Source organism: Lautropia dentalis, from assembly GCF_003892345.1.
Taxonomy (GTDB): domain Bacteria; phylum Pseudomonadota; class Gammaproteobacteria; order Burkholderiales; family Burkholderiaceae_E; genus Lautropia; species Lautropia dentalis.
On record NZ_RRUE01000001.1, the window covers coordinates 1,947,710 to 1,973,739 of the forward strand.

The 26,030-nt window shown below is 66.2% G+C and carries 17 protein-coding genes and 3 tRNA genes; 9 read left to right on the top strand and 11 right to left on the bottom strand.

What is annotated here, in order from left to right:
- Window positions 1-27: 27 nt before the first annotated feature.
- Together EHV23_RS16040 and EHV23_RS07575 are read left to right on the top strand one after the other, a co-directional pair.
- Entirely contained in the window at window positions 28-2,754 is a 2,727-nt protein-coding gene (locus tag EHV23_RS16040) for an NAD(P)H-hydrate dehydratase (RefSeq protein ID WP_238990323.1), read from the top strand.
- Between the two features lie 132 nt (window positions 2,755-2,886).
- Window positions 2,887-3,321, top strand: coding sequence for a nuclear transport factor 2 family protein (locus EHV23_RS07575; protein WP_203228906.1), 435 nt, complete (start codon window positions 2,887-2,889; stop codon window positions 3,319-3,321).
- Between the two features lie 112 nt (window positions 3,322-3,433).
- Here the strand turns inward: EHV23_RS07575 and EHV23_RS07580 are convergent, their stop codons facing one another.
- On the bottom strand, window positions 3,434-4,123 hold the full coding sequence (locus EHV23_RS07580) for an ABC transporter ATP-binding protein (RefSeq protein WP_125095377.1): 690 nt from the start codon (window positions 4,121-4,123) through the stop codon (window positions 3,434-3,436).
- A 648-nt stretch (window positions 4,124-4,771) separates the two neighbouring features.
- Between EHV23_RS07580 and EHV23_RS07585 the strand changes: the two genes are divergently transcribed.
- Window positions 4,772-5,446, top strand: coding sequence for an arylesterase (locus EHV23_RS07585; protein ID WP_125095601.1), 675 nt, complete (start codon window positions 4,772-4,774; stop codon window positions 5,444-5,446).
- 802 nt (window positions 5,447-6,248) lie between these two features.
- Here the strand turns inward: EHV23_RS07585 and EHV23_RS07590 are convergent.
- On the bottom strand, window positions 6,249-6,851 hold the full coding sequence (locus EHV23_RS07590; RefSeq protein WP_125095378.1) for an RES family NAD+ phosphorylase: 603 nt from the start codon (window positions 6,849-6,851) through the stop codon (window positions 6,249-6,251).
- A gap of 6 nt (window positions 6,852-6,857) precedes the next feature.
- The gene (locus EHV23_RS07595) at window positions 6,858-7,478 is read right to left on the bottom strand and encodes an integrase (RefSeq protein WP_125095379.1); all 621 of its coding nucleotides are present in this window, start codon (window positions 7,476-7,478) and stop codon (window positions 6,858-6,860) included.
- A 126-nt stretch (window positions 7,479-7,604) separates the two neighbouring features.
- Here EHV23_RS07595 and EHV23_RS07600 point away from each other — a divergent pair, with 126 nt between their 5' ends.
- Window positions 7,605-8,072 (top strand): DMT family transporter, encoded by a 468-nt coding sequence (locus EHV23_RS07600; RefSeq protein ID WP_125095380.1) that lies wholly within the window; start codon window positions 7,605-7,607, stop codon window positions 8,070-8,072.
- 217 nt (window positions 8,073-8,289) lie between these two features.
- Here the strand turns inward: EHV23_RS07600 and EHV23_RS07605 are convergent.
- A tRNA-Gly gene (locus EHV23_RS07605) sits at window positions 8,290-8,365 on the bottom strand.
- A gap of 195 nt (window positions 8,366-8,560) precedes the next feature.
- On the opposite strand from EHV23_RS07605, the gene baeS reads away from it, so the two are divergent.
- The 5 genes from baeS (at window position 8,561) to EHV23_RS07635 (ending at window position 17,971) form a co-directional block, all read left to right on the top strand.
- Window positions 8,561-10,237, top strand: coding sequence for a sensor histidine kinase efflux regulator BaeS (gene baeS / locus EHV23_RS07610; RefSeq protein ID WP_158615879.1), 1,677 nt, complete (start codon window positions 8,561-8,563; stop codon window positions 10,235-10,237).
- A gap of 151 nt (window positions 10,238-10,388) precedes the next feature.
- Window positions 10,389-11,258: a response regulator gene (locus tag EHV23_RS16390; RefSeq protein ID WP_275265088.1), complete on the top strand. Its 870-nt coding sequence runs from the start codon at window positions 10,389-10,391 to the stop codon at window positions 11,256-11,258.
- A 394-nt stretch (window positions 11,259-11,652) separates the two neighbouring features.
- A complete protein-coding gene (locus tag EHV23_RS07625; RefSeq protein WP_125095382.1) occupies window positions 11,653-13,011 on the top strand; it encodes an efflux RND transporter periplasmic adaptor subunit in 1,359 nt (452 codons plus the stop codon).
- 11 nt (window positions 13,012-13,022) lie between these two features.
- Window positions 13,023-16,157 carry an efflux RND transporter permease subunit gene (locus EHV23_RS07630; protein WP_125095383.1) on the top strand — a complete coding sequence of 1,045 codons (3,135 nt, stop codon included), beginning with the start codon at window positions 13,023-13,025 and terminating at the stop codon, window positions 16,155-16,157.
- Window positions 16,154-17,971, top strand: a complete 1,818-nt coding sequence (locus tag EHV23_RS07635; protein ID WP_238990324.1) for an efflux transporter outer membrane subunit — start codon at window positions 16,154-16,156, stop codon at window positions 17,969-17,971. The genes EHV23_RS07630 and EHV23_RS07635 overlap by 4 nt, the downstream gene beginning before the upstream one ends.
- A 151-nt stretch (window positions 17,972-18,122) precedes the next feature.
- Here the strand turns inward: EHV23_RS07635 and EHV23_RS07640 are convergent, their stop codons facing one another.
- From EHV23_RS07640 to aldA, 7 genes are all read right to left on the bottom strand, one after another.
- Complete coding sequence (locus EHV23_RS07640; RefSeq protein WP_125095384.1) at window positions 18,123-19,514, bottom strand: NAD-dependent succinate-semialdehyde dehydrogenase; 1,392 nt, start codon at window positions 19,512-19,514, stop codon at window positions 18,123-18,125.
- 614 nt (window positions 19,515-20,128) lie between these two features.
- A tRNA-Gly gene (locus EHV23_RS07645) sits at window positions 20,129-20,204 on the bottom strand.
- Between the two features lie 350 nt (window positions 20,205-20,554).
- Window positions 20,555-21,532 carry an ABC transporter substrate-binding protein gene (locus EHV23_RS07650; protein WP_238990325.1) on the bottom strand — a complete coding sequence of 326 codons (978 nt, stop codon included), beginning with the start codon at window positions 21,530-21,532 and terminating at the stop codon, window positions 20,555-20,557.
- Window positions 21,533-21,598: 66 nt separating this feature from the next.
- Complete coding sequence (locus tag EHV23_RS15225) at window positions 21,599-21,850, bottom strand: hypothetical protein (RefSeq protein ID WP_158615880.1); 252 nt, start codon at window positions 21,848-21,850, stop codon at window positions 21,599-21,601.
- Between the two features lie 10 nt (window positions 21,851-21,860).
- Window positions 21,861-23,810 carry a TonB-dependent receptor plug domain-containing protein gene (locus EHV23_RS07660; protein ID WP_238990384.1) on the bottom strand — a complete coding sequence of 650 codons (1,950 nt, stop codon included), beginning with the start codon at window positions 23,808-23,810 and terminating at the stop codon, window positions 21,861-21,863.
- A 595-nt stretch (window positions 23,811-24,405) separates the two neighbouring features.
- Window positions 24,406-24,481 (bottom strand) — tRNA-Gly (locus EHV23_RS07665).
- Between the two features lie 71 nt (window positions 24,482-24,552).
- A complete protein-coding gene (aldA, locus tag EHV23_RS07670; RefSeq protein ID WP_125095386.1) occupies window positions 24,553-25,989 on the bottom strand; it encodes an aldehyde dehydrogenase in 1,437 nt (478 codons plus the stop codon).
- Window positions 25,990-26,030: the final 41 nt, after the last annotated feature.

Here is a 26,030-nt window from a genome sequence, read left to right on the forward strand (position 1 = left end):
TTCCGGTGTCTCTCTGGCGTCCGAATCATGAAACTGCATGCGATCACCCCGGCCGTTCACCCCTGCCTGCGGCCCCTGCCGGCCTCCCTGCTGAGCCTGGCCACCATCCGGCGGCTTGAGGCGCACTGGCTGGAAGAAACCGGTCCCGGCGAGCTGATGGCCTCGGCCGGGGCGGCCGTGGCGAAGGTGGCACTGGCCATGTGGCAGGACATGCCGGCGCAGGCGCCGGTGATCCTGCTGGTGGGGCCGGGCAACAACGGCGGCGATGCGCTGGTGGCGGGCCGGATTCTCCGGCGCGCCGGGCTGGATGTTCGGGCCGTGGGGGTGGCGGGGCTGGAGCAGTCGCCACCTTCGGCTGCCGATGCCCGCGCCGCATGGCAGGCCTGGCGTGATGACGGACAGGTCATTCATCCGCTGGCACAACTGCTGTCGTGGCTCTGGCCCGACGGCGATGCGCCTGTCGTGCCGGACGCTCATGAGGCACGTGATGACCAGTGGGTGTCCAGCCATGATCCCGCGGGCGATGACGCGTCTGCCCAGGGGGCCGGGCGCGAGGCCGTGTGGCCGGATCCGCTGGCGGGACAGGGCGTGCCGGGTGGACTGGATGCGGCCGGGCAGACACCGGCTGCGCCGGCCCTGCTCATCGACGGACTGTTCGGTATCGGTCTGGACAGGCCCATGCGCGGGGCGCTGGCCACGCTGGTGCGGCAGATCAACCAGGGCCGCGTGCCGGTACTGGCCATCGATGTCCCCAGCGGGCTGGATGCCGACCGCGGTGCGCCGGTGGGTGATGACGATGCGCCGGTGCTGATGGCCCGCCAGACGGTGACGATGATCGCCGACAAGCCGGGGCTGCACACGGGGCTGGGGCTGCGGGCCGCAGGTCGGGTCTGGGTGGCACCATTGTCGGACCGGCCGCTGGAAGCGGAGCTGGTTCGCATCGGTGAAGCTGCGCCGGCGGGTGGTGGTGCATCTGCCCGTTCTGCCGGCGCTGGTGTATCTGCTGCTTCGGCCGGTGGTGATGTGGCGGGTGCGGATGACGCGGCCGTAGGCGACGTGGCCGGTGTGCTGCTCAATGGCCCGCTGGCTTCGCTGCTGATGCCGCCGCGGGATGTCGATGCCCACAAGGGATCGGCCGGCGATGTGCTGGTGGTGGGTGGCCGTCTGGGCATGGCAGGGGCTGCCCGGCTGGCGGCCCGAGGTGCCGTGATGGCCGGTGCCGGCCGGGTGTGGGTGACCACGGAAGCGGCCGATGGGCAGAACATGGCAGCGGGCGCAGATACTGCTGATCTGGCGGACGGGGCGGATCGTCCCGGGCATGCTGCCCCCGTCGATCCGCAGCAGCCGGAGATCATGCGCTGCGACTGGCCGGGCGCCGGGGAAGCACAGGAGCCTGTTTTCTCCCATGCCGGAGATGAAGACGGGTTCTCTGACTGGCCCGAAGCACCGAAGCCAGCGAAGGGGGATGCGGAGGGCGACGGACCCACGGAAGATGGCGGGAAAGCGCTGCCCCCGCCCTTTCCCGGCCACGACCCCGTGCTGGTGCTGGGCTGCGGTCTGGGCCGCGACGATACCGCCTGGCAATGGCTGCAGTGGTCGCTGGAGAGCGCCGCGCCCGTGGTGATCGATGCCGATGCCCTGGGGCTGCTGGCCGAGGACCTGTGGGATCTGCTGGACCCGGATGCCGCGGATGAAGATGCCATGGAGGCGGAAGCCGCGGGTGCCGGTGGCACGGAGAGGAACGTCCGGGCTGGCGATGCTCCCTGGTCTGATGACGCACCCTGGCCCGATGACGATTTCTGGCCCGATGAGGACGATGATGCACGCTCGCCCGGCCGTGCCCGGCCGCTGGACGTGGCGCTTTCCGAGGCCTACGGCACCGTGGAAGACAGTACCGGCACGGCTGCCGCGTCCATGCTGTCCAGTGTGCTGTATGCGGGCGTGGATGCAGATCTCGATCCGGAAGCCGAACTGGATGATGATTTCGCAGGCGCGGAAACCGGAACGGATGATGACTTCGGCGACGGCCTGCCGGAAGACGGCGGGCCGGCGCCGCTGATGGCTGATGACGACGGACTGGAGCCGCTGATCGTCGATTATCCGGACGATGACGATCTGCTCCTGCCTGAAGAAATCGCCCGGCAGGCAGCGCTCGATGTCGCGGAAGCACCGTTCGATGATTTTGCCGCGCCGTCTGCGGCAGATCCGTCGTGGGGTGAATACGGCGATGGCGACGATGGATACGTCAGCGCTGCCCCCGAAGACGAACCGGTGGTCGAAGAGGTACCGGCTGTCGAGGTGGCCCGCATCATGACCCCGCATCCGCTGGAGGCCGCAAGGCTGCTGGGGGTGCCGGTCAGTGTGGTCCAGACCGACCGGCTGGGCAGTGCGCTGCAGCTGGCGCATGCCTTCGATGCCGTGGTGGTGTTCAAGGGCGCCGGCACGGTGGTGGCCACGCCCGACGGGCGCTATGCCATCAATACCAGCGGCCATCCGGTGCTGGCCACGGCGGGCACCGGCGATGTGCTGGCCGGAACCATCGGCGCCCTGCTGGCCGGCCTGCTGCGTGCCCAGTGCCCCCCGGCCGAGGCCGCCTGGCAGGCAGCCTGTGGCGGTGTCTGGCTGCATGGCCGGGCAGGCGAACGCGTGGCGGCACAGTTCGGCCCGCGCGGCGTGCCCGCCAGCGCCCTGCCCCGGCAGTATCCGGCCATCATGGGAGCACTGGCGCGCCTGCGGCCCACCTTGCCGGGCTGATGATGGGGCGCCCGCCAAGCGCCTCCTGGCTATGCTATGTATGGCGTCCTGTTGCTGCGCGGATTCAGGCCAGTACGGAGGTGAACACGTTCGGGATATGCGCCAGCCTGCTCGATCCTTCAGGAGAACACCATGGAACATGACACCGCGTCCATGACGCGCATCTACCGGCAATGGCACGATCATGCCCGGAATCGCGATACGGCCGCCCTGATCGGCCTGTACGCCGACGACGCCGTGTTCGAGAGCCCGCTGGTGCCGGTGATCATGCACACGGACAGTGGCATTCTGCGCGGCCGGGAACGGATTCTGGCCTTTCTGGAAGAAGGTACCCGTCGCCGCCCCAACGAACTGGTGCGCTGGTACCGTACGGGCCAGTATCTGGTGGCGGGAGATACGCTGGTCTGGGAATACCCCCGCCAGACGCCTGATGGTGACCAGATCGACATTCTGGAGCTGATGCAAATCCGCGACGGCCTGATCTGCCATCACCGCATCTACTGGGGCTGGTTCGGCACCCAGATGCTGCTGGCTTCCGCTACGGCCAAAGCGTCTGGCCAGGGCTGACCGGCGCCGTGATGTCTGGCAGCGGGGGCACGTGCCGACGCGACGGCCGGTTCAGCCAGTGCCATCTTGCCTGCCCGGGCCTGCCTCATGCCCTCAAATGACGGAATTTCCGTCAGGCGGAATCTGACTGGTCTGTCTGACTGATCAGCCGTCCGCGGGCGATTTCCAGCCGGCGGCCGCAACGGGCGGCCAGGCGCGGATCGTGCGTGACCAGGATCAGCGTGGCGCCGAAGTCGCGGTTCATCTCGAAGAGCAGATCGATTACCCGCTCGCCGGTGGCATGATCGAGGCTGCCGGTCGGCTCGTCGGCAAACAGCAGCCGGGGCGACACGGCAAAGGCACGGGCCAGCGCCACCCGCTGCTGCTCGCCGCCCGAGAGCGTGCGCGGATAGTGCCCGGCCCGCTCGGCCAGCCCGACCCGGGCCAGCAGGGCCTCGGCCGTCTGGCGTGCCCTGGGGTGGGCGGCCAGTTCCAGCGGCAGCATGACGTTTTCCAGGGCCGTCATGGCCGGCAGCAGCTGGAAGGACTGGAACACGAACCCCACTTCTTCGGCCCGCCAGCGGGCACGCTGCTCCTCGTCCCGCGCAAACAGCGACTGGCCGTCCACCTGCACGTCGCCGCTGCTGGGCAGGTCCAGCCCGGCCAGCAGGCCCAGCAGCGTGGACTTGCCTGAACCGGAAGCGCCGATGATGGCCACGGTTTCACCGGCCTGTACCGTGAAGCTCACATCGTCGAGAATGGTCAGCAGCCGGCCACTGTCGGGCACGCGCCTCGTGAGGTTCTGGACTTGGATCAGGGCCATGGGAACGGGGCCACATCAGGTGGCTGGGAAGTAGAAGGGGCAGTGCCCGGTACGGGGTGTTCCGGTTCGACCGGGCAGCTCGCACGCGGGCTGGCGGCACATGGTAAACCGGGATGCGCCGGTTGTGCATCGGTTCCGCTGTGCATCGGCGCCGGGGTCCATATATACCTATATGGCCTTTCGTCAACACGGCAGGCTGGTGTTGCGTTTGCTCTTCGATGATGTGCGGCAACCCGGGTGTACATGGGCGGGGTGTGCCGGACGGCGTGATGCTGGACGGAACGTGTCTGGTGAGGTGTGCCGGTGCGGTTTGGAGGTCGATGACATGGTATGCCAGTATTCTGCCCGTCGGGCTGCTGCTGAATGTCCGGGCGCTTCCTGCGTTTTTTCTGTGTACGGTTTTTCTGGATGCTTTCGATGAACAGGTCTTTCCTTGCGGATGGGCGTTTCCCGTCCGTTCATTTTCCTGCCCGCCGGCGTTTGCTGATGTCTAGCCTGACACTGACGGCGCTGGGCGTGGCTGCCCTGCCCGCCCGGAAGGTCCGGGCGGCCGGACTGGGAGAGCCCGGTGCCGCCTTCGAGGACACCGGGAACGCAGCGCCACGTGCAGGTGGTTCGGCAGAAGGGACAACGGGCAGCCCCGAAGCCATGGGGCATGCGGGGGGGAAGGATACGCCCGCCGGCCCGAACGCCACGGGCAGCGCGGCCGCGCGTGGTGGCGGTGCGGATGCGCCCCGCAGCGCAGACGCCACCGGCAGCTCGAACGCTGGTGGCCCCACCCTGCTGGTGCTGGGCGACAGCCTGTCGGCCGAGTATGGGCTCTCGCGTGGCCAGGGCTGGGTGGCCCTGCTGGAGAAACGTCTGGCTGCCGATGAAAGGACCCGGCGCTGGCAGGTGGTCAATGCCAGCATCAGCGGCGAGACCACCGCGGGTGGCAAGGGGCGGCTCCCTGCCCTGCTGGCGCAGCACAGGCCGAAGGTGGTGGTGATCGAGCTGGGCGCCAACGATGCGCTGCGTGGCCTGCCCCTGAAGGCCACCACGGCCAACCTGCGCCAGATGGTGGCTGATGTGCAGGCGGCAGGTGCCCGTGCGGTGCTGGTGGGGCTGCAGGTACCGCCCAATTACGGGCCGGCCTACACGCGCCAGTTCAGCCAGATGTTCGGCAAGGTGGCCGCCGACACGGACAGCCCGCTGGTGCCCTTCCTGCTGGAAGGCTTTGCCGATGACCCGGACTGGTTCCAGGCCGACCGTATCCACCCGCAGGCGAAGGCCCACCCGCGCATGCTGGATACGGTGTGGGCGGTGCTGAAGGATGTGCTGTAGCGCCGTGTGGCGCTGCGTCCTCACGGACGCAGCGAAAGGTAGCTGACTGCCCCACGGCTGCCAGTTTGATATGGCTGGGACTGTATGCCCACCAGCTCGGCATGCAGCGCAATGGCATGACGCCGATGCGGTGCAGGGGCAGCGGCCACGGGTGTCTGGCCGCTGCGAGATGGTTGGTGCCCGAGGCCGGAATCGAACCGGCACGACCGAAGGTCGAGGGATTTTCATGCCACTGCGGCTTTCGCCGCCCGCTGTGCCGGGCACGACGGTTTGTGGTCTGGAGCACGCCTTCACCATGGCCGTAGCCGGTCAGGTCCGATGCAACCGCAGTGCGGTACGCCATGGGGCGAACTGCAGGGCCATCCGGCCCGGGTCGTCAGTCTGCCGGCAGGGCGACAGGTGCCCGCCGTCTGCTCTCTACACCTTCCCGGGGAGGCGCTGCCCCGACCTGTTCGGGCCACGGGCTGCCAATGCGCAATGCCGGCCGCAAGCCTCGGGCTGCTGCCTTGCAATGCCTTGCGGCAACTGCATGATGCCCTTGCAGCTGCCCTGCCTCTCCCCGGGCTTGGCTCGGCGTTGGCTCGAAGGTGCGGCCGGCCGGGGCCGCCAGCGCCTTCAGGGCGTTCGCCGAGTTTGACGGGGTTCATCCCGCAGGTTTCCCCACGGGCGCTCAAATTTTCAAGTCCCTTGTGTCTACCAGTTTCACCACTCGGGCAGGCACAGGGAGCAATTACACCACACAATGCGGGTGAGCTGGGAGGGGCCGTGTTCTACCCTGCCAAATCTTATCGGGGTCAGGACCTTACGGACTGGAGATCACGCCAATCCGGTAGGCAGCGACGAACCGGGGCCAGTCGACATGGTCGGCCAGGTCGATGTCTGCGATTACACGGACCTTGGTGGCAGCCCGTTCGAACAGTGCAATGCTTGCGGCAGGATAGTTGTTGCGCGACGGGAAGCGAATTCCATCGAAAGAAGCCTGGCCTCTTCCCCGTGTCATGGCATGAATCCGGGCCGATATTTGCTGGGTATGGGTGTAGTCACGGCTAGCCAGCTGTTCGAGATTCAGACCAAAGTAACCGGCCATGATGCCGGGGGCGGTCAGGTCGGCCAGGTACAGATCCATCAGCACACCCGTGGCGCGAACCATTCGACCCTGTACCTCCTGCAGGGTAATGGCACGCCTCCCCTCTTCCAGCCATCGATGCTTGTGAAAGACCGACTCCATCAATGCAGTGGACAGGTCGAAACCCAGATAAAGCACACCATAGCCTCGGGCGGGATCGTCGTAGCGGTTGGTGCCGCTTCGGCCAAAGTACAGGGGGCAGCCGCGGTATACCGTACGGCTGGCATGCTGCAGCAGTTCGCCCTTTCTGACGCGAAAGGATGGCAATGGCTGGTTCATGCGGGCTCAGTCTGGCTGTATGCCCAAGGCATTGAGTACCGCCATGACCGTGCCCTGGAGCGAGGCAGGCGTGACTGCTTCCACCGGAGAGCGTCCGGCCAGCCCTTCCAGGGGTTGGGAGAGCGCATCATGAATCGTCCAGCTGTCGATGCCCGCTGCTTGCTGCAGGACGGATTCGGTCAGTCGTTGCCGCAGGGGATCAAGCTGCCAGTCGGGCAGTTTCTGGCCACGTCGCCCCACGCTCAAGGCAAGCAGCCGCTGTGCGGCAATGTCCTTGTAGATCTGCTGGCGCGATTTGCCGGCGAGTCTGGCAAATTCGGGCAGGGGCAGATTGTGGGGGTCTGCGTATGCTTCCAGCAGCAGCGCACGCCCGCGCTGGATATCGGTTTCCGATGGGGTCCAGCGTACCGGGGCATGCAAGGTGGCAGCTTTGTGCGCCAGGGCTTCCTCGACGGACGGTTTCTGCCCGGCAACAGGCAGTTTGACGGTCCGCAGGCGTTCGAGCACGAATGCCTGCAGCTCCGACGCGAAAGCACGGGCATCGCGGATGTCGACCACACCGGCGAAGCGATGTATGTCGTTTTCGGTGATGCGTGGCAGGTGCTGGGCCGTGATGTCGGTACGCATGGCCTCCCCTCGCAGAGGTGTTGACGGCCTCCACTTTGGTCTACTTTGTCTATTTTGTCAACTATGTCTATCATATCCCCAGCCAGCGTTCTCCCTGTTTTTCCGGTAATCAACTCATTCATCCCGATGAACATCCTCTATCCCCTGATGGCCCTCGGGGCCGGTGTCGGCACGGCGTTACAGGCGGCGGTCAACAGCCGGCTGAGCGCGGGCCTTGGTGGGCAACCGCTGGCCGCCTCGTTCTTTTCCTTTGCCATTGGCACGCTGTGTCTGGGCGTGGTGGCCGCGTTTTCGGCGGACTGGTCCGGAATGGCGGGCAGTCTGGGCCAGCAGCCATGGTGGCGCTGGCTGGGTGGGGTCATTGGTGCCGGCTTCGTCTATACCGCCGTTTTTCTGGCGCCACGCATCGGGATCACTAGCGTCATGTTCCTGTTCATCATCGGCCAGCTTCTGGCCGGGATGTTCATCGATGGCTTCGGGCTGATCCAGATGCCGGTGCGACCCCTTCACTGGTGGAAGTTCGTCGGGCTGGGCGTGATGCTCCTCGGCCTGGCCTGCTTCATGTTTGGCGACCGGGTTTTTGGGGATGGATGAACGGGGGCATCCATCACGCGGGCGGAGGGTTGCGGCTGGGTGGCAGCAGTGACGGGCTTGCCCCGGTCGCTTTCATCGCGCGGGCAAGGAGCGCCGGAAACGGGCGCGAGGATAGCCCAGGGCACTAACCCTCCCAATGGAGGCACACATGATGGAAGCACACATCGTGAAAACGAAAAGGCCGCCAGCGGCATGAACCGGGCGGCCTTTGAAAATCTGGAGCGGGAAACGAGTCTCGAACTCGCGACCTCAACCTTGGCAAGGTTGCGCTCTACCAACTGAGCTATTCCCGCGTCGAAGAAGATGTGATTATAGGGAACTTTTGTGCGGGTGCAAATCTGTTGTGTCAGTTTTTGTTAATTCTGGGGCGTGTCACGGGTCTGCCTGCCCTTTCATCTTCCCATCCATGGCCGGAACCATTGGACTGAGAGCTTTGGGCTGGGGGCGGTATGATCTCCCCAACCCGTTCCCTGCCCCGACCCGTTCCGATGAAACCGAGTATTCCCACCCGGCTCTTTCTGGCCGTGCTCTCGGCCTGTGCCGTGGTGCTGGCCGTCAATGGCGTGGCCGAGCGCTTCAGTTTCGAGCGGGTGTTTCTGCAGTATCTGAACGAACAGGGCATGCAGCGCATGCAGCAGCTGGCCACGGTGGTGGCCGGCGAGTACCGGTCGCATGGCAGCTGGGATTTCATGCGGGCCGACCCCGACGAGTGGTTCTGGAACCGTATCCTGCCCCAGCTGGTGGAGCATGTGAGCCCGCCCGGAACGACAGCGGTGCCTGCCGGGCATGCCAGCTCGCGGCCGGAGGCGCCGGCGATGGGGGCATCCACGACAAGGGGGGCGGATACACCCACGGCAGGTGGGACGGATGCACCCATGACAAAGGGAATGGATGCACCCGCGGCAGATGTGGCAAGTGCGTCCACGAAAGGCGCAGAAGATGTGCCTGCAGCAGGTGGAACGAAAGCTTCCGCAGCAGGCGTGACGAAAGCCCCCGCAGTAGAAGCGACGGATGCCCCCGCAACAGGCGGCCCGTATGGCCCGGAGGATGCACCGGAACCACCGCTGTCCGACCTGGCGGGCGTGATGCTGCGAATGGCCCTGATGGACACGCAGGGCCGGCTGCTGATGGGCAATCCGGCGGCGGCCACACCGCGGGGTGTCCGGCTACCCGTGCGGGTCGATGGGCAGACGGTGGGCTGGCTGTCGATGCTGCCGCTGGAAAAGGCGGTCGAGCGCAGTGACGTACGCTTCTACGAAGCCCAGCAGCGGGCGCGCTGGCTGAACATCGCGGCCTCCATTGCCGTGGCGGCGCTGCTGGCGTGGCTGCTGTCGCGTGCCCTGCTCTCGCGGCTGAAAGTGCTGGCCGGGGGGATCCGACGGCTGGCGCGTGGCGATTATGACAGCCGTCTGCCGGCTGGTTCGGACGATGAGCTGGGGCGTCTGCGCGATGACGTGAACCATCTGGCCCAGGTGCTGGAGCGCACCGAGGAAAGCCGGCGCGATTTCATGGCCGACATCTCGCACGAGCTGCGTACCCCGCTGGCAGTGCTGCGGGCCGAGCTGGAAGCTATGCAGGATGGCATCCGGCCGCTGACGCCCGAAGGCCTGCAGGCGGTACAGGGACCGGTACAGCAGCTGGGCAAGCTGGTGGAAGACCTGCACGAACTGTCGATGGCCCAGGCCGAGGTGTCGTACCAGCATGAGCCGCTGGATGTGGGCGTGGTGCTGGCGCAGGCGCTGGCGGGCATGGCGTCACGCCTGGCGGATGCCGGATTGCAGCTGCATCAGGTACTGCCGGCCAGCCCCCTGCCGGTGCTGGGCGAGGCCCGCCGCCTGGAGCAGGTCTTCGTCAATCTGCTGGAGAATGCGGCCCGTTATACGGATGCCGGTGGCCAGGTACGGGTCGTCGCCCGCACCGTGTCCGGCCGGCAGGTGGAAATCGTCGTGGAAGACAGTGCTCCCGGCGTGCCGGCCGACAGGCGGGTCCGGCTCTTCGAGCGTTTCTACCGGGTCGACAGTTCCCGTGCCCGGGCCCGGGGCGGCAGCGGACTGGGCCTGGCCATCTGCCAGCACATCGTGCAGGCGCATCGGGGTACGATCACGGCGGATGATTCGCCCCTGGGAGGGCTGCGCATCACCGTGACCCTGCCGCTGCAGCCATGATGCGTGCATCCATCCGGCCCGTCTGGCATGCTTGCGGCATGGGCGCCGGCATCTGCCCGCCGTGCCGAACATCCACATCCCGTCCCCACGATCATTCTCACGACCGTCCTGTGTCCCACGGGTGCCATGCGCCGGATGGGGCCGTCTCTCCATGAATCTGTCTGCCGATGAACCCGCCCGCATCCTGGTGGTGGAAGACGAGCCGCAGCTGGCGGCCGTGCTGTGTGACTATCTGAAGGCGTCCGGGTACGAGACCTGTCATCTGGCCGATGGCGAGGCGGTGCTAGACACCTTCACGTGCTGGCAGCCCGGGCTGGTGCTGCTGGACCTGATGCTGCCGGGCGCGGATGGTGTGTCCCTGTGCCGGGAACTGCGGGCGCACAGCGATGTTCCGGTGATCATGGTCACGGCACGGGTGGACGAGGTGGACCGGCTGCTGGGCCTGTCGGTGGGCGCCGACGATTACATCTGCAAGCCGTTCAGCCCGCGGGAGGTGGTGGCCCGGGTGGGGACGGTGCTGCGGCGCTATCGGCGCCATGGCGGCAGTGGTGCGGCAGGTGCGGATGCGGCGCAGCCTGTCTCTGGTGGTATGGCGGTGTCCGCGCATGCCGGTGAGGCCGGCATCCGGCAGACGTTGGGTGGTGCAGGCACTGCACAGGCCACAGGCATGCCGGAGGCCGGCATGCCCGGGACTGCACCGGCTGGTTCCGGCGTGCCGGGGAGCCTGCCGGGAAAGAGCCTGTACGTGGACGTACCCGGCTGTCGCGCCGCGCTGCATGGGCGCTGGCTGGACCTGACCCCGGTGGAATTCCGCCTGCTGCGCACGCTGGCCGGTTCACCGGGGCGGGCGTGGTCGCGGTCGCAGCTGATGGATCATCTGTACGAGGATGACCGGGTGGTGACCGACCGCACAATGGACAGCCATGTGAAGAACCTGCGCCGCAAGCTGGCCGAGGCTGGTGCCGGAGAAGATCCGATCACCTCCATCTACGGGGTGGGCTACCGTTTCGAGCTGGGGTGAGTGCTGCGCCGTTGTCATGAAGTGCAGGGCCGTTCCTTTGCCGACGCTGCCTTGCGTGCAGTCGGGGGTTTCCTGCGCCCTCATGACCTCATGATGTGCAGACCCGGGCATGTTTGTGCAGACCTGGGCATGTTCCGCTGCGCTCACGGTACGCCACGGTCCGGATGTTCTGGCGTCCTGGCCAGAAATTTTTCATCTCGCAGCGTGAATCTGCCCAATTGCTGCACATTTGCATGTCACTATGTGACGTATCGGGATGATTCCGTGCCTGCGACCTTGCCGGTGGCGACAGCCCCTGTCCGGCAGACGCTGTCCAGCAGAGGCCGTTTCCGGCGCTTCACTGCTTCGGCCGTACCGGCTGGAATCCATCCTTCCCCTCTCAGGAGATCCCCGCATGTCCGCTTGTCCTGCTGCCGTGTCCCGGCCAGCTGCTCACCGACGCGTGTCGCGTCGTGCAACATCCTGCGCACGCAGGCCTGTTCGCGCCCTGCCCGGTGCCCACCTGCTGATTGCCACCGCCGTTGCGCTGGCGCTTGCCGGTTGCCAGAAGGCCGGGGCGCCCGCGCCTGCGCCAGAGGAAACCACCGTGGTGGTGCAGCCCATCGTCACGCAGCGCCTGGCGGTGGAACAGTCGCTGGCTGGCCGGACGGTGGCGCACATGAGCGCCGAGGTTCGGCCCCAGGTGGGTGGCATCATCCAGAAGCGGCTGTTCACCGAAGGCCAGGATGTGAAGGAAGGTCAGGTGCTCTACCAGCTGGATGCCGCCAGCTACGAGGCAGCCTACGACAATGCGAAGGCATCGCTCGTTCAGGCGCAGGCCGTGGTACGCGCGGCCAAACCGAAGGCGCAGCGCTACCGTGATCTGCTGGCCATCGACGCGGTGAGCAAACAGGACGTGGACGATGCCGAAGCCACCCTGCAGCAGAACCGGGCCGCCGTGGTGGCCGCCCAGGCCTCGCTGCAGTCGGCAAAGATCAATCTGGACTATACGCGCATCAAGGCGCCCATTTCCGGCCGTATCGGCACCTCCACCTATACGCCGGGGGCACTGGTCACGGCCAGCCAGGACACGGCACTGACCACCATCCAGCAGCTCGACCCCATCTACGTGGATGTGACGCAGACCAGCGCCCAGCTGCTGGCGCTGCGCAAGGCCATCGACAGCGGCGCCCTGCAGGCCGTCAATGGCAAGGTGAAGGTGAAGATCTTCCTGGAAGACGGCAGCCTCTACAACCACGAGGGAACGCTGGAATTCGTGGGCACCTCCATTTCCACCAGCACCGGCAACATCACGCTGCGGGCAGTGGTGCCGAACCCCGACCATCTGCTGCTGCCGGGTGCCTATGTGCGCGCGGTGCTGCCGCTGGCCATCGACGAACAGGCCATCCTGGTGCCGCAGACGGCGCTGACCCGCAATACCCGCGGTGAGGCCGTGGTCAAGCTGGTGGGCAACGACGGCAAGGTCGAGGAACGGGTGATCGGCGTGGCCGACACCGATGGCGACCAGTGGATCGTGACCAGTGGCCTGAAGGCTGGCGAGAAACTGGTCATCGAAGGAGGCAGCCGGGCATCCGGTGGCCAGACCGTGAAGGTCGAGGAAAAGCAGGCAGCCCCCCATGGCACCGTGAAGGTGAAGACCGGCGCGAAGGATGATGCCACGGGCAGCCACGAAACCCCGGCAGCGTCCGTCGAGCATGAGGGAAGCGTGGCCCCGGCGCAGTCCGGCACGGATTCTGCCTCCGGCAGGCAATAAGGAGGCAGCCCATGGCCCGATTCTTCATTGACCGTCCCATTTTTGCGTGGGTGATCGCCATCGTCATCACCCTGGCGGGGGCGATGGCGGTCTTCTCCCTGCCGGTGGAGCAGTACCCCAACATTGCGCCGCCCAGCGTCTCGGTCCGTGCCACCTATTCCGGTGCCTCGGCCGAGACCACCGAGAACTCGGTCACCCAGGTGATCGAGCAGGCCATGATCGGCATCGACAACCTGCTGTACATGTCGTCGAGCAGTTCGTCGGATGGCAGCTCGGAAATCGAGCTGACCTTTGCCTCGGGCACCGACCCGGATGTGGCGCAGATGCAGGTGCAGAACAAGCTGCAGGAGGCCCAGTCCAGCCTGCCGGAGTCGGTGCAGAATGATGGCGTGACCGTGACCAAGTCCTCCGGTGACATGTTCATGGTGCTGGCTTTCACGTCCGAGAACGGCAGCATGACCGAGAGCGACATTGCCGACTACATGGTGTCGTCGGTGAAGGACTCGATCAGCCGTGTCTCCGGTGTGGGCGGGGTGCAGGTGATGGGGTCGAAGTATGCGATGCGCATCTGGCTGAACCCGGAGAAGCTGCGCCATTATTCGCTGATGCCGTCGGATGTGACCTCGGCCATCACGGCGCAGAATGCCGACGTCTCGTCCGGCTCGCTGGGGGCGGTACCTTCGGTCCGGGGGCAGCGGCTGGATGCGACGGTGTCCTCGCGCAGCCGCCTGAAGACGGTCGACCAGTTCCGGAACATCATCCTCAAGTCCGACAGCAGTGGTGCCGTGGTGCGCCTGTCGGACGTGGCTACCGTCGAACTGGGTTCGGAAGACTATTCGGCAGCCAGTACCTTCAATGGTCAGCCGGCCTCCGGTGTGGGTATCGAGCTGGCCTCCGGTGCCAATGCCATCAGCGTGGCCAGCGCCGTGCAGGCGAAGCTGGACGAGCTGGCGCCCTTCTTCCCCACCGGGCTCAAGTATCACGTTGCCTACAGTACGACACCCTTCGTGAAGATCTCCATCGAGGAGGTGGTCAAGACGCTGGTCGAGGCCATCGCGCTGGTGCTGATCATCATGTACCTGTTCCTGCAGAACTGGCGGGTCACGCTGATTCCGGCGGTGGCCGTGCCGGTGGTGCTGATGGGCACCTTCGGGGTGCTGTCGCTGCTGGGCTATTCGATCAATACGCTGTCGATGTTCGCCATGGTGCTGGCCATCGGCCTGCTGGTGGACGATGCCATCGTGGTGGTGGAAAACGTCGAACGGGTGATGAGTGAGGAAGGTCTCTCCCCTTATGAGGCCACCCGCAAGTCGATGGGCCAGATCACCGGCGCACTGGTGGGCATTGCGCTGGTGCTGACAGCGGTATTCCTGCCGATGGCCTTCTTCGGGGGTTCCACCGGCGCCATCTACCGGCAGTTCTCCGTCACCATTGCGTCGTCGATGATCCTTTCGGTGCTGGTGGCCATGACGCTGACGCCGGCTCTGTGCGCCACCATCCTGCTGCCCATCGAAAAGGGGGGGCATACCACGCCGCGCGGGCCGCTGGGGCGTTTCTTTGCCTGGTTCAACCGTGGGTTCGACCGCATGGGGCGCGGTTATCAGGGCGGTGTGGGCCTGATCACGCGCCACCGCAAGACCGGCATGCTGACCTATCTGGCCATTCTGGTGGCCCTGGGGTTCCTGTTCTGGCAGTTGCCCACCTCCTTCCTGCCGGAAGAGGATCAGGGCGAGCTGATGGTGCAGGTCAAGTTGCCGTCGGGGTCCACACAGGAGCAGACGGTGAAGGTGATCAACGAGGTCACGGCCTGGGTGCGCGAGCAGCCCGAGGTGGCGTCGATGATGGCGGTGGCGGGCTTCAGCATGGGCGGCAGCGGGCAGAACTCCGGCATGGGCTTCATCGAGCTGAAGGACTGGAATTCGCGCAAGGCCAGTGCCGGCGAGATTGCCGACCGCATCACGGCGGCCATGGCCGGCAAGTACAAGGATGCCCAGATCTTTGCCTTCTCGCCGTCGGGCATTCCCGGGCTGGGTGAAAGTGCCGGCTTCTCGATGCGGCTGCAGGATCTGGGCGGCGCCGGCCATGAAGCACTGGTGTCGGCCCGCGAGCAGCTGCTGAGTCTGGCCAACCAGAATCCGAAGCTCAATGCCGTACGTTATTCGGCGCTGGAAGATGCACCGACCTTCGATATCAAGATCGATGATGCCAAGGCCAGCGCGCTCGATCTGAGCATCAGCGACATCAACAGTACACTGAGCACCGCGCTGGGCGGCTCCTATGTGAACGACTTCGTCAACCGGGGCCGGATCAAGCGGGTGTATGTCCAGGGTGAGGCCGGCGCGCGGATGGCACCGCAGGACATCAACCGCTGGGCCGTGCGCAACAGCAGCAATGCGATGGTGCCCTTCGCCTCCTTCAGCTCGACCGGCTGGAGCTATGCACCGGCCTCACTCGCCCGTTTCAATGGCTATTCCTCGATGGCCATCACCGGCGAGCCGGCCAGTGGTGTGAGTTCCGGTGACGCCATGAATGAAATGGCCAGGCTGGTCAGCCAGCTGCCCAACGGCTTCGGTTACGCCTGGACGGACCTGTCCTATCAGGAGCAGCAGTCGGGCTCCCAGGCACCGATGCTCTACGCAGTGTCGCTGCTCTTCGTGTTCCTGTGTCTGGCCGCGCTGTATGAAAGCTGGTCTATTCCGTTCTCGGTGATGCTGGCGGTGCCGATCGGCATTCTGGGTTCGGTACTGGCCACCACGCTGCGCGGTCACGAGAACGACATCTACTTCCAGGTGGGCCTGCTGGCCACGGTGGGTCTGGCTGCCAAGAACGGCATCCTGATCGTCGAGTTTGCCAAGGAACTGGAGGAACAGGGACGCACGCTGATCGATGCCACGCTGGAGGCGGCCCGCCAGCGCCTGCGCCCCATCCTGATGACCTCGCTGGCCTTCATGCTGGGTGTGCTGCCGCTGGTGGTCAGCACCGGCGCCGGTTCGGGGGGGCGCCAGTCGCTGGGGACCGGTGTGTTCGGTGGAACGCTGGTGTCGACCGTGCTGGGCATCTTCTTCGTGCCGCTCTTCTACGTGATCGTGCGGTCCATCTTCCCGGGTCGCCGGCGCAACCCCCCTGCCGTGGAGCAGCTCTCATGATGAAATCCTCGCACATCAGGCTGAAGCCTTCGTCCATGAGGCTGAACCCCTCATGCCTCTGGCGGAAACCCTCGACCACCCGGCCTGCCTCGCAGCAGCCGTCCCGTCTGGCCGTCGCCATGGCCGTGGCCTGTGCCGCCGTGCTGGCCGGATGCAGCAGCATGGCGCCCAGCTACCAGCGCCCTGAATCGCCGGTGCCGGATACGTTCCGGGATGGTGCGGCCGCAGCAGATGCGGTGCGCGGCAGCCAGGCGGCCGGTCATGGCCAGACGGCGCAGGACAGGCACCATGGAGGCTGGGCCGATGGCATGGTGGCCTCCCCGCAGGCCGGCAAGGGCGCGGGTGCGGCCAGCCGTACAGGGGCGGCTTCTGCCGGTTCCACTGAAGCTGGAGCAGGCGGTAGTGCAGCCAGCGGCGGTCAGGATGCTGCCGGTGCACCGGCGGGTGACACCATGGCCGCCATGCCCGACTGGCAGCAGCTGTTCGTCGACGAACGCCTGCGGCAGGTCATTGCCCTGGCCCTGAACAACAACCGCGACCTGCGCGTGGCCATGCTGAACATCGAGAAGGCCCGGGCCGAGTACCGCATCCAGCGTGCCAGCCTGTTCCCGGCCGTCACCGCCACGGGCAGCCATACGGCGCAGCGCAGCAGCTCGGTGGGTGGCATGAGCGGCAGCACGGGCACGCAGGCCGGCGGGACGGGGGCCGCGTCCGGCGGCCTGTCGGGTGATTCCCGCACCAGCCGTACCGCCAGTCTGGACGTGGGCATCACCAGCTGGGAGCTGGACCTGTTCGGCCGCGTGCGCAGCCTGAAGGACCAGGCGCTGGAGAGCTGGTTATCCATGAACGAGACCCAGCGCAGCACCCGCCTGAGCCTGGTGGCCGAGGTGGCCACCGACTGGCTGACGGTGGCGGCGTACCAGCAGCGGCTGGCGCTGGCGCAGGAAACGCTGGCCAGCCAGCAGCAGACCCTGCTGCTCACGCAGCGCAAGCATGCGCTGGGCGTGGTGTCGGGCGTGGACCTGGCCTCGGTGCAGGGCAGCGTGGAGAGCGCCCGGGTGGATGTGGCCAACTATGGCAGCGAGCTGGGCCAGGCCATCAATGCCCTGGAGCTGGTGGTGGGTTCACGCGTGCCCGATGCCCTGCTGCCCGAGCCCGGCGCCCATGTGGATGCCAGTGCCGTGGCGCTGGCGCCGCTGCCGGCCAACCTGTCGTCGAAGGTGCTGCTGGAGAGGCCGGACGTGCTGGCGGCCGAACATACGCTGAAGGCCGCCAATGCCAACATCGGGGCGGCGCGTGCGGCCTTCTTCCCGACCATTTCGCTCACGGCCACCACGGGGCGCTCCAGCGATTCGCTCTCCAGCCTGTTCGATGGCGGACGCGGTACCTGGACCTTCATGCCCAGCATCAGCGTGCCGATCTTCAATGCGGGTTCGCTCAAGGGTTCGCTCGATTCGGCGAAGATTGCCGGCGCCATCGAAGTGGCCAACTATGAAAAGGCCATCCAGACAGCCTTCAGCGAGGTGGCCAATGCGCTGGCCGTCCGGGCGCGCGTACAGGAGCAGCTCGATGCCCAGAAAGCCTACGTGAACACCATGACCCGCGCCCACCGGCTGGCCGAGGCGCGCTACCGCCATGGTGTGCAGAGCTATCTGGAGGCGCTGGATGCCCAGCGTACCCTGTACAGCGCCCAGCAGAGCCTGATCACCCTGCTGCTGCAGGAAGCCAGCAACCGGGTGACGCTCTACAAGGTGCTGGGGGGTGATGCACAGGCGCAGGCGGGCGCGGCTGCCTCGGGCACTGCATCGCGGTGAGCCGGATGCCCTGGTCAGGCTGGTGGCCCCGGATCTTCGGGGACCACCAGCATCTGCTGAAAATGTTGCCTGGAGCGCCCCGCCTGCCGGCCTCTCAGCCGGCACAGCGGGGCGTTTTCAACCAGCGCAACGGGTATCCGGGCCCCTGCCCTCAGAAATTGCCGTCGATGTCGGTCACGCCGATCAGCTTGTGATTGACGAACTCCTTCAGGCCCAGGTCGATCAACTCGCGACCGAAGCCCGAACGGCGGATGCCGCCGAACGGCAGGTCGGCCTTCACGGCCGTGGGATGGTTGATGTAGACCATGCCGGTGGAGATCTGTGCCGCCACACGGCGGCCGCGCTCGATGTCCTGCGTGAACACCGAACCACCCAGCCCGAACGGTGAGTCATTGGCCACCGCGATGGCTTCGGCCTCGTCCTTCACCTTGAACACCATCGACACCGGACCGAAGAACTCGCACTTGAAGGCGGGGTTCTCGAGGGTGACGTTGGTGAGCAGCACCGGGCGGGCAAAGGAACCCTTCGACGGTACTTCGGCGCCGATCACCTCCAGTTTGGCACCACGGGCCACGGCCTGGTCGATCTGTTTCTTCAGGTCGTCGACGGCCGCCTGCGACGACAGCGGGGCCAGCGTGGTGTCGGGATCCATCGGGTCGCCGGCCTTGAGCGCCGCCACGCCGGCCCGGTATTTTTCCATGAAGGCGTCGTAGACCGACTCGACCACGATGATCCGCTTGGACGAGCAGCAGACCTGGCCGGCGTTCCAGTGACGGCCGAACACGGCCCACTTTGCGGCCTTCTCGATGTCGGCATCGTCCAGCACGATGAAGGCGTCGGAACCGCCCAGTTCGAGCGTGGCCTTCTTCATGGCCTTGCCGGCCTGTGCGGCCACGATGGCCCCTGCCCCTTCCGATCCGGTCAGCGCCACGCCGTGCACGCGCGGGTCGTTGATGATCGTCTCGATCTGGTCGCGCGTGGCGTAGAGGTTCGTGAAGCCGCCCTGCGGCAGGCCCGCGTCGAGCATCAGTTTCTCGAACAGCGCGGCGCACTGTGGCACGTTGGAGGCGTGCTTGAGGATGACCACGTTACCCGCGGCCAGCTGCGGCGCGATGATGCGGGCAATCTGGTAGTACGGGAAGTTCCATGGTTCGATGGCCAGGATGATGCCCAGCGGATCGTGAACCAGTACGGCGTCGGAGACGGCCGGATCCTTGCACGGCAGCTTCTGCGGGGCCAGCTGGGCCTCGGCGTTGTGCACGTAATACTCGAAGATGGCGGCCGACAGTTCGACCTCGCCCTTGGCCTCGGTGAGCAGCTTGCCCATCTCGAGGGTCAGCATCTTCGCGTACTCGTTCCTGTTGGCCCGCAGCAGGTCGGCCGCCTTCTGCAAGACGGTCACGCGCTGGCTCACCGGTTTTGCCTTCCACTGCCGGAATGCTGCGTCACCCTGCTGCAGTGCCTGCTGCACCTCGGCATCGGTGGCATTGGGGAAGGTCTTCAGGGTCTCGCCCGTGAACGGGTTGGTGGTTGCGTAAGCCATGGTCATGCTCCTTCGGTTGAATGAAGGGGAAAACGCACAGGCGCGTTTCCGGACATCACTTTCGGGGCCGAAGGCTCGACACCCGAACGGGAGCCGGCATGACTGTGGCCTGCGCGAAGTCTCCGCCGGCGGTCTGTCCCGAAGTGTGTCATGGCCTCATCCAAACCCTTGACCCCCTCTTTGGGCGCGCAGGACGAGGCGGCCCGCCCTGCCTGCGCAGCCGCGCCCTGTCGGCACAGGGCCGGGGTCACGCGGGGATGAATGAGGTCATGACACGCTCCAGCGGCCGTCACTGGTGTGTCTGGGCATCATAGTACAAATGACAAACCCACGTTCGGGACAGGCCCTGTTGACCGTGATGGTGGTGCGGGAAAGGGGCTGGCGCTGGATGCCCAGCCCCCTTGCGAAGTCATGACGAAGATTCTCGATAACTACGCCAGCCCTCTCGTTGCACTTGATTCTTGAGATTGCCCGATGCTTCGGATGGCCACAAAAGGGAAAGGTCCGGCAGGCAAGACCGGATCCGCTCACGGAAGAGAAAAGCCCGGCAGAGAAAAGCGATCGACCATGAAAAAGGCCGCCAGCGGCATGAACCGGGCGGCCCCTTTGAAACCTGGAGCGGGAAACGAGTCTCGAACTCGCGACCTCAACCTTGGCAAGGTTGCGCTCTACCAACTGAGCTATTCCCGCATCGAAGAAGACATGATTATAGGGGGTTTCCGGCTCCTGTGGATGGGTGTTGCAAATAAACGTCACGGGCTGCGTCGTTCACCCACGCGGGTGCGAGTCTTTCGCGCTCATCAAAACATGTCCACTGCGTCAGAGCGCGTCATTCGCCTCTGCCAGAACGCGTCATCCACCCACGCACGTCATCCATCCACGCGCCAGCGTGAGCGGGCGGCGCGCTCCGGTGCAGATGAATGACACATGCGGGCGGCGCGCTCCGGTGCAGATGAATGACACATGCGGGCGGCGCGCTCTGGTGCAGATGAATGACACATGCGGGTCGAGCGAACGACACGCGCCAACGTGCCATTCGCTCACGCCGGTGTCCAGCTTCCCGCCAGCAGGCGCTGTGCATCCGCCGCCGGCAGCGGGTGACCGTAGAACAGCCGGAAGAAGTGCTGCACGGTCTGTGGCAGTGGGTTCTGTCCCCGCAGTGCCGGATGGCCGGGGTGCAGGTGTTCCAGCAGCCAGCGGATGCCGATCAGCCGGTTGACGCCCGGAGGGCTGTCCAGCCAGCCAAAGGGCAGCGCCGGTGCGCAATGCACGCGCCCCGTGCGCACGGCGCTGATGTTCCGCCAGAGCGGATCGGTACGCACCCGGCGGGCAAAGGCTGCATCCTGCGTGACGATGATCTGCGGATCCCACTGCAGCAGCTGTTCCATCGACACGCGGGCCAGTGAGCCCTGCTTCATGCCGGCTGCCACGTTGTGGGCCGCGCAGAAGTCCAGCAGTTCGGCGTTGATGCTGCCGGGACGCGCCGTTTCCAGTCCGTCCGTGCCCCGGTCGAAATACACGCGTGGACGTTGGGCCGGCGGGATGCCGTTGCGTATCCGCGTGGCCAGATCGATGAAATGCTGCGCCTCGCCGGCCAGCCGGGCTCCCCGGCCGGCTACGCCGAGCAGATGTCCCACTTCTCGCAGCTGGGCGGCCTGTTCGCCGATCCGGCCCTGGATGAGCACGGTGGGCAGGCCGGTCTGCTCGCTCACACGCCGCATGCCGGACACGTAGGTGTCATCCGCCGTGCCGGCGTCCAGCACCAGGTCGGGGTCCTGTTCGATCAGCGCCTCGAGTGGCACCGTGCTGCCCCGCCCGGCCAGCCGGCCGGTGACGGGCAGGTTGTGCAGCGCCGGGCCGAGCAGCGCCCGTGCACCGTCGGCCAGTGGTGTGGGCCAGCCCAGCAGTTTTTCGGGGGCGAGCACGGCTACCAGCACGCCGGCGGGCGGGCCGGCTGCGAAGACCCGGCGGATATGTCCGGGGGCCGGCAGCCCGGCACGGCCACCGAACCGGGCCACGATCACCTCGCCGGAGGCCGCTGCCGGCTCCTGCGCCTGTTCCTGTGCCCGCCTCTGTGCCCTTCCCTACAGCCGCGCCTGTTCCTGCCCTTGCTTCTGCCCCTGCCCCTGCCCCTGCCTCTGTTCCTGTTCCTTTCCTTGCGCCGGCCCCTGCTGCCTCTGTTCCTGTCCTGGCGCCTGCGCCTGTCCGTGTGCCGGTCCCTGTTCCTGCGCCTGCGTCGCGGCGGCGGTTCGCAGGTGTGCGAACGAGGCGGTCAGACCCAGCCCGGCCAGCAGCTGCAGGCAGTGGCGCCGTTGCGGGGGGATGTCCTGGTCCATGGCGGGAGCCTCAGAAGCGGTAGGTACCATTGATGAACCAGGTTCGGCCTGGCATGGGCAGGCCGTCGGCCAGCTCATACCACCGGTTGCCGATGTTGTTCACGCCAACGTCCAGCGACACGTCGGAGCGTGGTGTCCAGGTGGCGCCGAGGTCCACCACGCCGTAGCCGCCCGGTTCGCGCCAGGTATTGGTGCGCGCGGTGGCAAAGGATACCTTGCGGCCCTGTTCGGCCTCCACCGTCGACATCAGTGTCCACTGGGCGTGAACCTGCCAGCGCACGGCGGCAAACAGGCGGTGACGTGGCGTGTCGAGCAGCACGACGCTGCGGTCACTCAGGTTGGTGCGGTCCAGATAGGTATAGCTGGCATCTGCCTGCCACTCATGTCCGAACTGCTGCGACAGCGATAGCTCCACGCCCTGGTTGCGGGCGCGGCTGATGTTCTGCGCCTGTTCGCAGGTGGTGCCGCCACAGCTCGTGGAAGGCACGACGGCCGTCTGTATCAGGTTGCTCACACGGCTGTGGAACACGGCGGCCTGTCCTGTCGCGCCCGTCCAGGGTTGCCCGGTGATACCCACTTCGAGATGGTTGGCCGTTTCGGGCCGGAGATCGGGATTGGGCAGTGCACGGCCCATGCGGGCCGAGTAGCGGTCCTTGATGGTGGGAAAGCGTGTCCGGTGCGAGAGGGCCACGTACACTTCATCGCCCTGGGGCGTGAGGCTCCAGCCCAGCCGGGCCCGTCCATTGGTGGCGCTGGCCGAACCCGTAGGCCACTGCCAGACCCGTTTGGCATCGCGCTTCTCGTGGCTGGCCCCCAGCGCCAGATGCAGCCGGTCGGAGAGCGTGAGGGTGTCTTCGGCCACCAGCGAGGTGGTCACGTCGCGGTAGTAACGGCCGGTGTCGTCGTGGGTGTCGGTCTTGTAGTGCGCGGCCAGGCGCAGGTCGTGCCCTTTCCAGCGGGCGTTGGCCCATTCGAGGGTGGCGCCCTTGCTGGTGTCGCGGTAGCTGCTGGTGGGGCTGTGCTGGCTGTACGTGGCGTCGGTGTACATGTCCAGCCCGTTTTTGTAGGTGTCGTGATAGAGGCGCACCCTGAGCGCGTTGTCGGCGTTCAGGCGCGTGCTGCTCACGAAATAGACGCTGTCCTTGTCCCAGTACGGCCAGCGCCAGTAGCGCACGGCGTTGCGCTGGGTGGACCGGCCGGTGTAGACCGGATTGCCCTTCTCGCCCCGCTGGCGCACATAGCCCAGCGCGTATTCATCGGTGGCATTGGGCGTCAGCCCCAGCTTGAACGACAGGCGGTTGTCGGTGCGTGCGGCGTTGGCGCGGCTGTGACCCGTATCGGTGGGCGTGCGCTTGTAGTCCCGGAAACCGTGCGGCAGCGGGAAGCTGTCGGCATCCAGCCGGGACGCACCCAGCTGGTAGTACCAGCCTTGCTGCCTGCCGCCCAGATTGACGGCTGCCTTGCGGGTCTGGCCCGAACCCAGGCCCAGACGTACATCGCCCTCGAAGGGCCTGACCGGCTTGCGGGTGACGAGGTTGATGGCACCGCCCAGGGTGTTGGGGCCATAGAGCAGCGAGGCATCGGCACGGGCCACACGGATCTCGGCCAGGTCGAAGGTGGTGAAGCGACCAAAGTCCACGTAGCCGTCGTAGGGAACGTACAGGGGCACCCCATCGACGAACACCGGGACCTGACGGGGATCGAAGCCGCGCAGGCTGATCATTTCCTCGTTGCGCCCGTTGCGCGACAGGCTCACACCCGGCAGCAGGCGGGTCGCGTCGGCCACGGTGTCGGCGTTGTGGCGGGCGATGGTCTGCTGGCGCAGGGTGCTTTCACCAGGGGTCTGCCCGCCGTCCCGCGTGCCCGATACTGTCACGGTGCCCAGCGCGAACACGCCATCTGCGGCCTGTGTGCCTGAGTCCTGCGTGCCCGCCGCCGCCTGCATGTCTGCCCTTTGCATGTTTGCCGTTTGCATGTCTGCAGCGGGCGCGTCGGCCATCCCGGCGCGGGTGGTCTGTGTTTCTGCCGCCCGCACCTCGTCTGCCGGCGTGCCGCTGGCCTGTACGCCGGCCGCGTGGACGCCCGTGGCCATGAACCCGAGCGTGGCGAGCAGCAGCAGGCGGCCGGCCTGGTGACTGGTATGGGGGCTGTTGTGATGGCTGATGTGGTAGCCGTTGTGGTGGCTGGTGTGGTGGTTGGTGTGGTGGTTGGCGTGATGGCGCCGTTCTGGGGATTTTTCTGGGGAGTGTGCCTTGTCTGCCATGTCGATGCGTTATGTTCGAGGTTATATAACGGTGACAAGGCGACTATAAGCGATGAGGGCCGATGCCGGCGCTGACCCGGGTCAAGGCAGACGGCCGATGTGTGACGGGTCACACGCAGGGGCATGCGCAGGGCGCAGGTACTCGTCATGGCACCGGCATCCGTACATGGTGCGGATGTCTGCATGGCACGGGTGGTCGCAGGGTGCAACGGGTTCCTGTCCATGGCAGGGCGCAGGCGCCCATGCACGCGAAAAGGCCGCCAGCGGCATGAACCGGGCGGCCTTTGAAAACTGGAGCGGGAAACGAGTCTCGAACTCGCGACCTCAACCTTGGCAAGGTTGCGCTCTACCAACTGAGCTATTCCCGCATCGAAGAAGACGTGATTATAGGGATGTTTCCGGAGAATGCAAGGCCCTGCACGCAGGGCCTGATCAACGCTCAGCCCTGCAGGTATACCACCTGCGTATGGGTGTACTCGTACAGCCCGTGCTTGCCGTCGGCACCGCCCAGGCCGGACTTGCGCACGCCGGCGTGAAAGCCCTGCATGGCCTCGAAGTTCTCGCGGTTGATGTAGGTTTCGCCAAAATCCAGTTCGCGCATGGCCTGCATGGCCTTGCCCAGATCGCGGGTATAGACCGAGGAAGTCAGGCCGTAGTCGCAATCGTTGGCCAGTGTGATGGCCTCGTCCAGATCATCCACCACCTGAATGGGGACCACGGGCCCGAAAATCTCGCGACGCATGATGTCCATGCCATTGTGGCAGTTGGTCAGCACCGTGGGCTGGTAGTGAAAGCCCTGCCCCAGGTCGGCAATGCGGCCGCCGGTGACGACGGTGGCGCCGTCGTCCACGGCCCGGCGCACGCTGGCCGCCACGTTGTCCAGGCCCTTGCGGTTGATCAGGGGCCCCATCTCCACCTCGTCGTCGCCCCCGAGCGGATCGCCGTAGCGGGTGGCGGCCATGGCCTCGGCCAGGCGGGCGATGAATTCGTCGGCCACCGGCCGCTCCACATAGACGCGCTCGACGCAGTTGCATACCTGGCCGGTGTTGATGACGCGCGATCTGCGAACGGCATGGACGGCCAGTGCCAGGTCGGCATCGGCCAGCACGATGGCGGGGGCCTTGCCACCCAGTTCCAGATTGAGCTTGGTGATGTACGGGGCCGCTGCTGCCGCGATGCGTTCACCGGTGGCCACGCTGCCGGTAAAGCTGATCATGTCCACGCCCGCATGGGAGGCCATGGCCGCTCCGGTCGTGCCCTGCCCGTAGACCACGTTGAAGACGCCGGGGGGCAGCTCGCACTGGGCCAGCAGCTCGGTGAACAGGTGGCAGTTGATGGGCGTTTCCTCGCTGGGCTTGATGACGAGGGTGTTGCCGGTCACCAGGGCCGGTGCCATCTTGCGGGCGATCAGGAAGAACGGAAAATTCCACGGCAGGATGCCAACCACCACTCCCATCGGCTTGCGCAGCAGCAGGATCTGTTCGTCGGGACGGTCGCTGGTGATGATCTCGCCCTCGATGCGGCGTGCCCACTCGGCCATGTAATCCATGTAGTCGGCGGTGAAGGCAACCTCCACGGCGGCCAGGCTGCTGATCTTGCCCTGCTCCTCGGTCAGGGTGCGGGCGATGCGTGTGGCGTTGTCGCGGATGCGGCTGGCCACGCGACGCAGGTACTGGGCCCGTTCGATGGCGGGCCGGCGTGCCCACGCCTGCCGGGCGCCATGGGCCGCAGCAATGGCCCGGTCCACATCGCCCTGGGTGGACCGGGGAGCCCGGGCCAGCAGGGCACCGGTGGCGGGGTTGGTCACGTCGAGCAGGTCGGCGCTGTCGGTGAAGGTGCCGGCGATGTAATTGCGCAGCACGGGGACGGCAGTCATGTGAAGTCTCCTTTAAAAAGCTGTCCGTAACATGCGCTGGT

What these genes read in the sequence shown, in the direction of transcription:
- EHV23_RS16040 (WP_238990323.1), top strand. Translation starts at nt 28, where the DNA reads ATGAAACTGCATGCGATCACCCCGGCCGTTCACCCCTGCCTGCGGCCC.
- EHV23_RS07575 (WP_203228906.1), top strand. Translation starts at nt 2,887, where the DNA reads ATGGAACATGACACCGCGTCCATGACGCGCATCTACCGGCAATGGCAC.
- EHV23_RS07580 (WP_125095377.1), bottom strand. Translation starts at nt 4,123, where the DNA reads ATGGCCCTGATCCAAGTCCAGAACCTCACGAGGCGCGTGCCCGACAGT.
- EHV23_RS07585 (WP_125095601.1), top strand. Translation starts at nt 4,772, where the DNA reads ATGGGGCATGCGGGGGGGAAGGATACGCCCGCCGGCCCGAACGCCACG.
- EHV23_RS07590 (WP_125095378.1), bottom strand. Translation starts at nt 6,851, where the DNA reads ATGAACCAGCCATTGCCATCCTTTCGCGTCAGAAAGGGCGAACTGCTG.
- EHV23_RS07595 (WP_125095379.1), bottom strand. Translation starts at nt 7,478, where the DNA reads ATGCGTACCGACATCACGGCCCAGCACCTGCCACGCATCACCGAAAAC.
- EHV23_RS07600 (WP_125095380.1), top strand. Translation starts at nt 7,605, where the DNA reads ATGAACATCCTCTATCCCCTGATGGCCCTCGGGGCCGGTGTCGGCACG.
- baeS (WP_158615879.1), top strand. Translation starts at nt 8,561, where the DNA reads ATGAAACCGAGTATTCCCACCCGGCTCTTTCTGGCCGTGCTCTCGGCC.
- EHV23_RS16390 (WP_275265088.1), top strand. Translation starts at nt 10,389, where the DNA reads ATGAATCTGTCTGCCGATGAACCCGCCCGCATCCTGGTGGTGGAAGAC.
- EHV23_RS07625 (WP_125095382.1), top strand. Translation starts at nt 11,653, where the DNA reads ATGTCCGCTTGTCCTGCTGCCGTGTCCCGGCCAGCTGCTCACCGACGC.
- EHV23_RS07630 (WP_125095383.1), top strand. Translation starts at nt 13,023, where the DNA reads ATGGCCCGATTCTTCATTGACCGTCCCATTTTTGCGTGGGTGATCGCC.
- EHV23_RS07635 (WP_238990324.1), top strand. Translation starts at nt 16,154, where the DNA reads ATGATGAAATCCTCGCACATCAGGCTGAAGCCTTCGTCCATGAGGCTG.
- EHV23_RS07640 (WP_125095384.1), bottom strand. Translation starts at nt 19,514, where the DNA reads ATGGCTTACGCAACCACCAACCCGTTCACGGGCGAGACCCTGAAGACC.
- EHV23_RS15225 (WP_158615880.1), bottom strand. Translation starts at nt 21,850, where the DNA reads ATGGACCAGGACATCCCCCCGCAACGGCGCCACTGCCTGCAGCTGCTG.
- EHV23_RS07660 (WP_238990384.1), bottom strand. Translation starts at nt 23,810, where the DNA reads ATGCAAAGGGCAGACATGCAGGCGGCGGCGGGCACGCAGGACTCAGGC.
- aldA (WP_125095386.1), bottom strand. Translation starts at nt 25,989, where the DNA reads ATGACTGCCGTCCCCGTGCTGCGCAATTACATCGCCGGCACCTTCACC.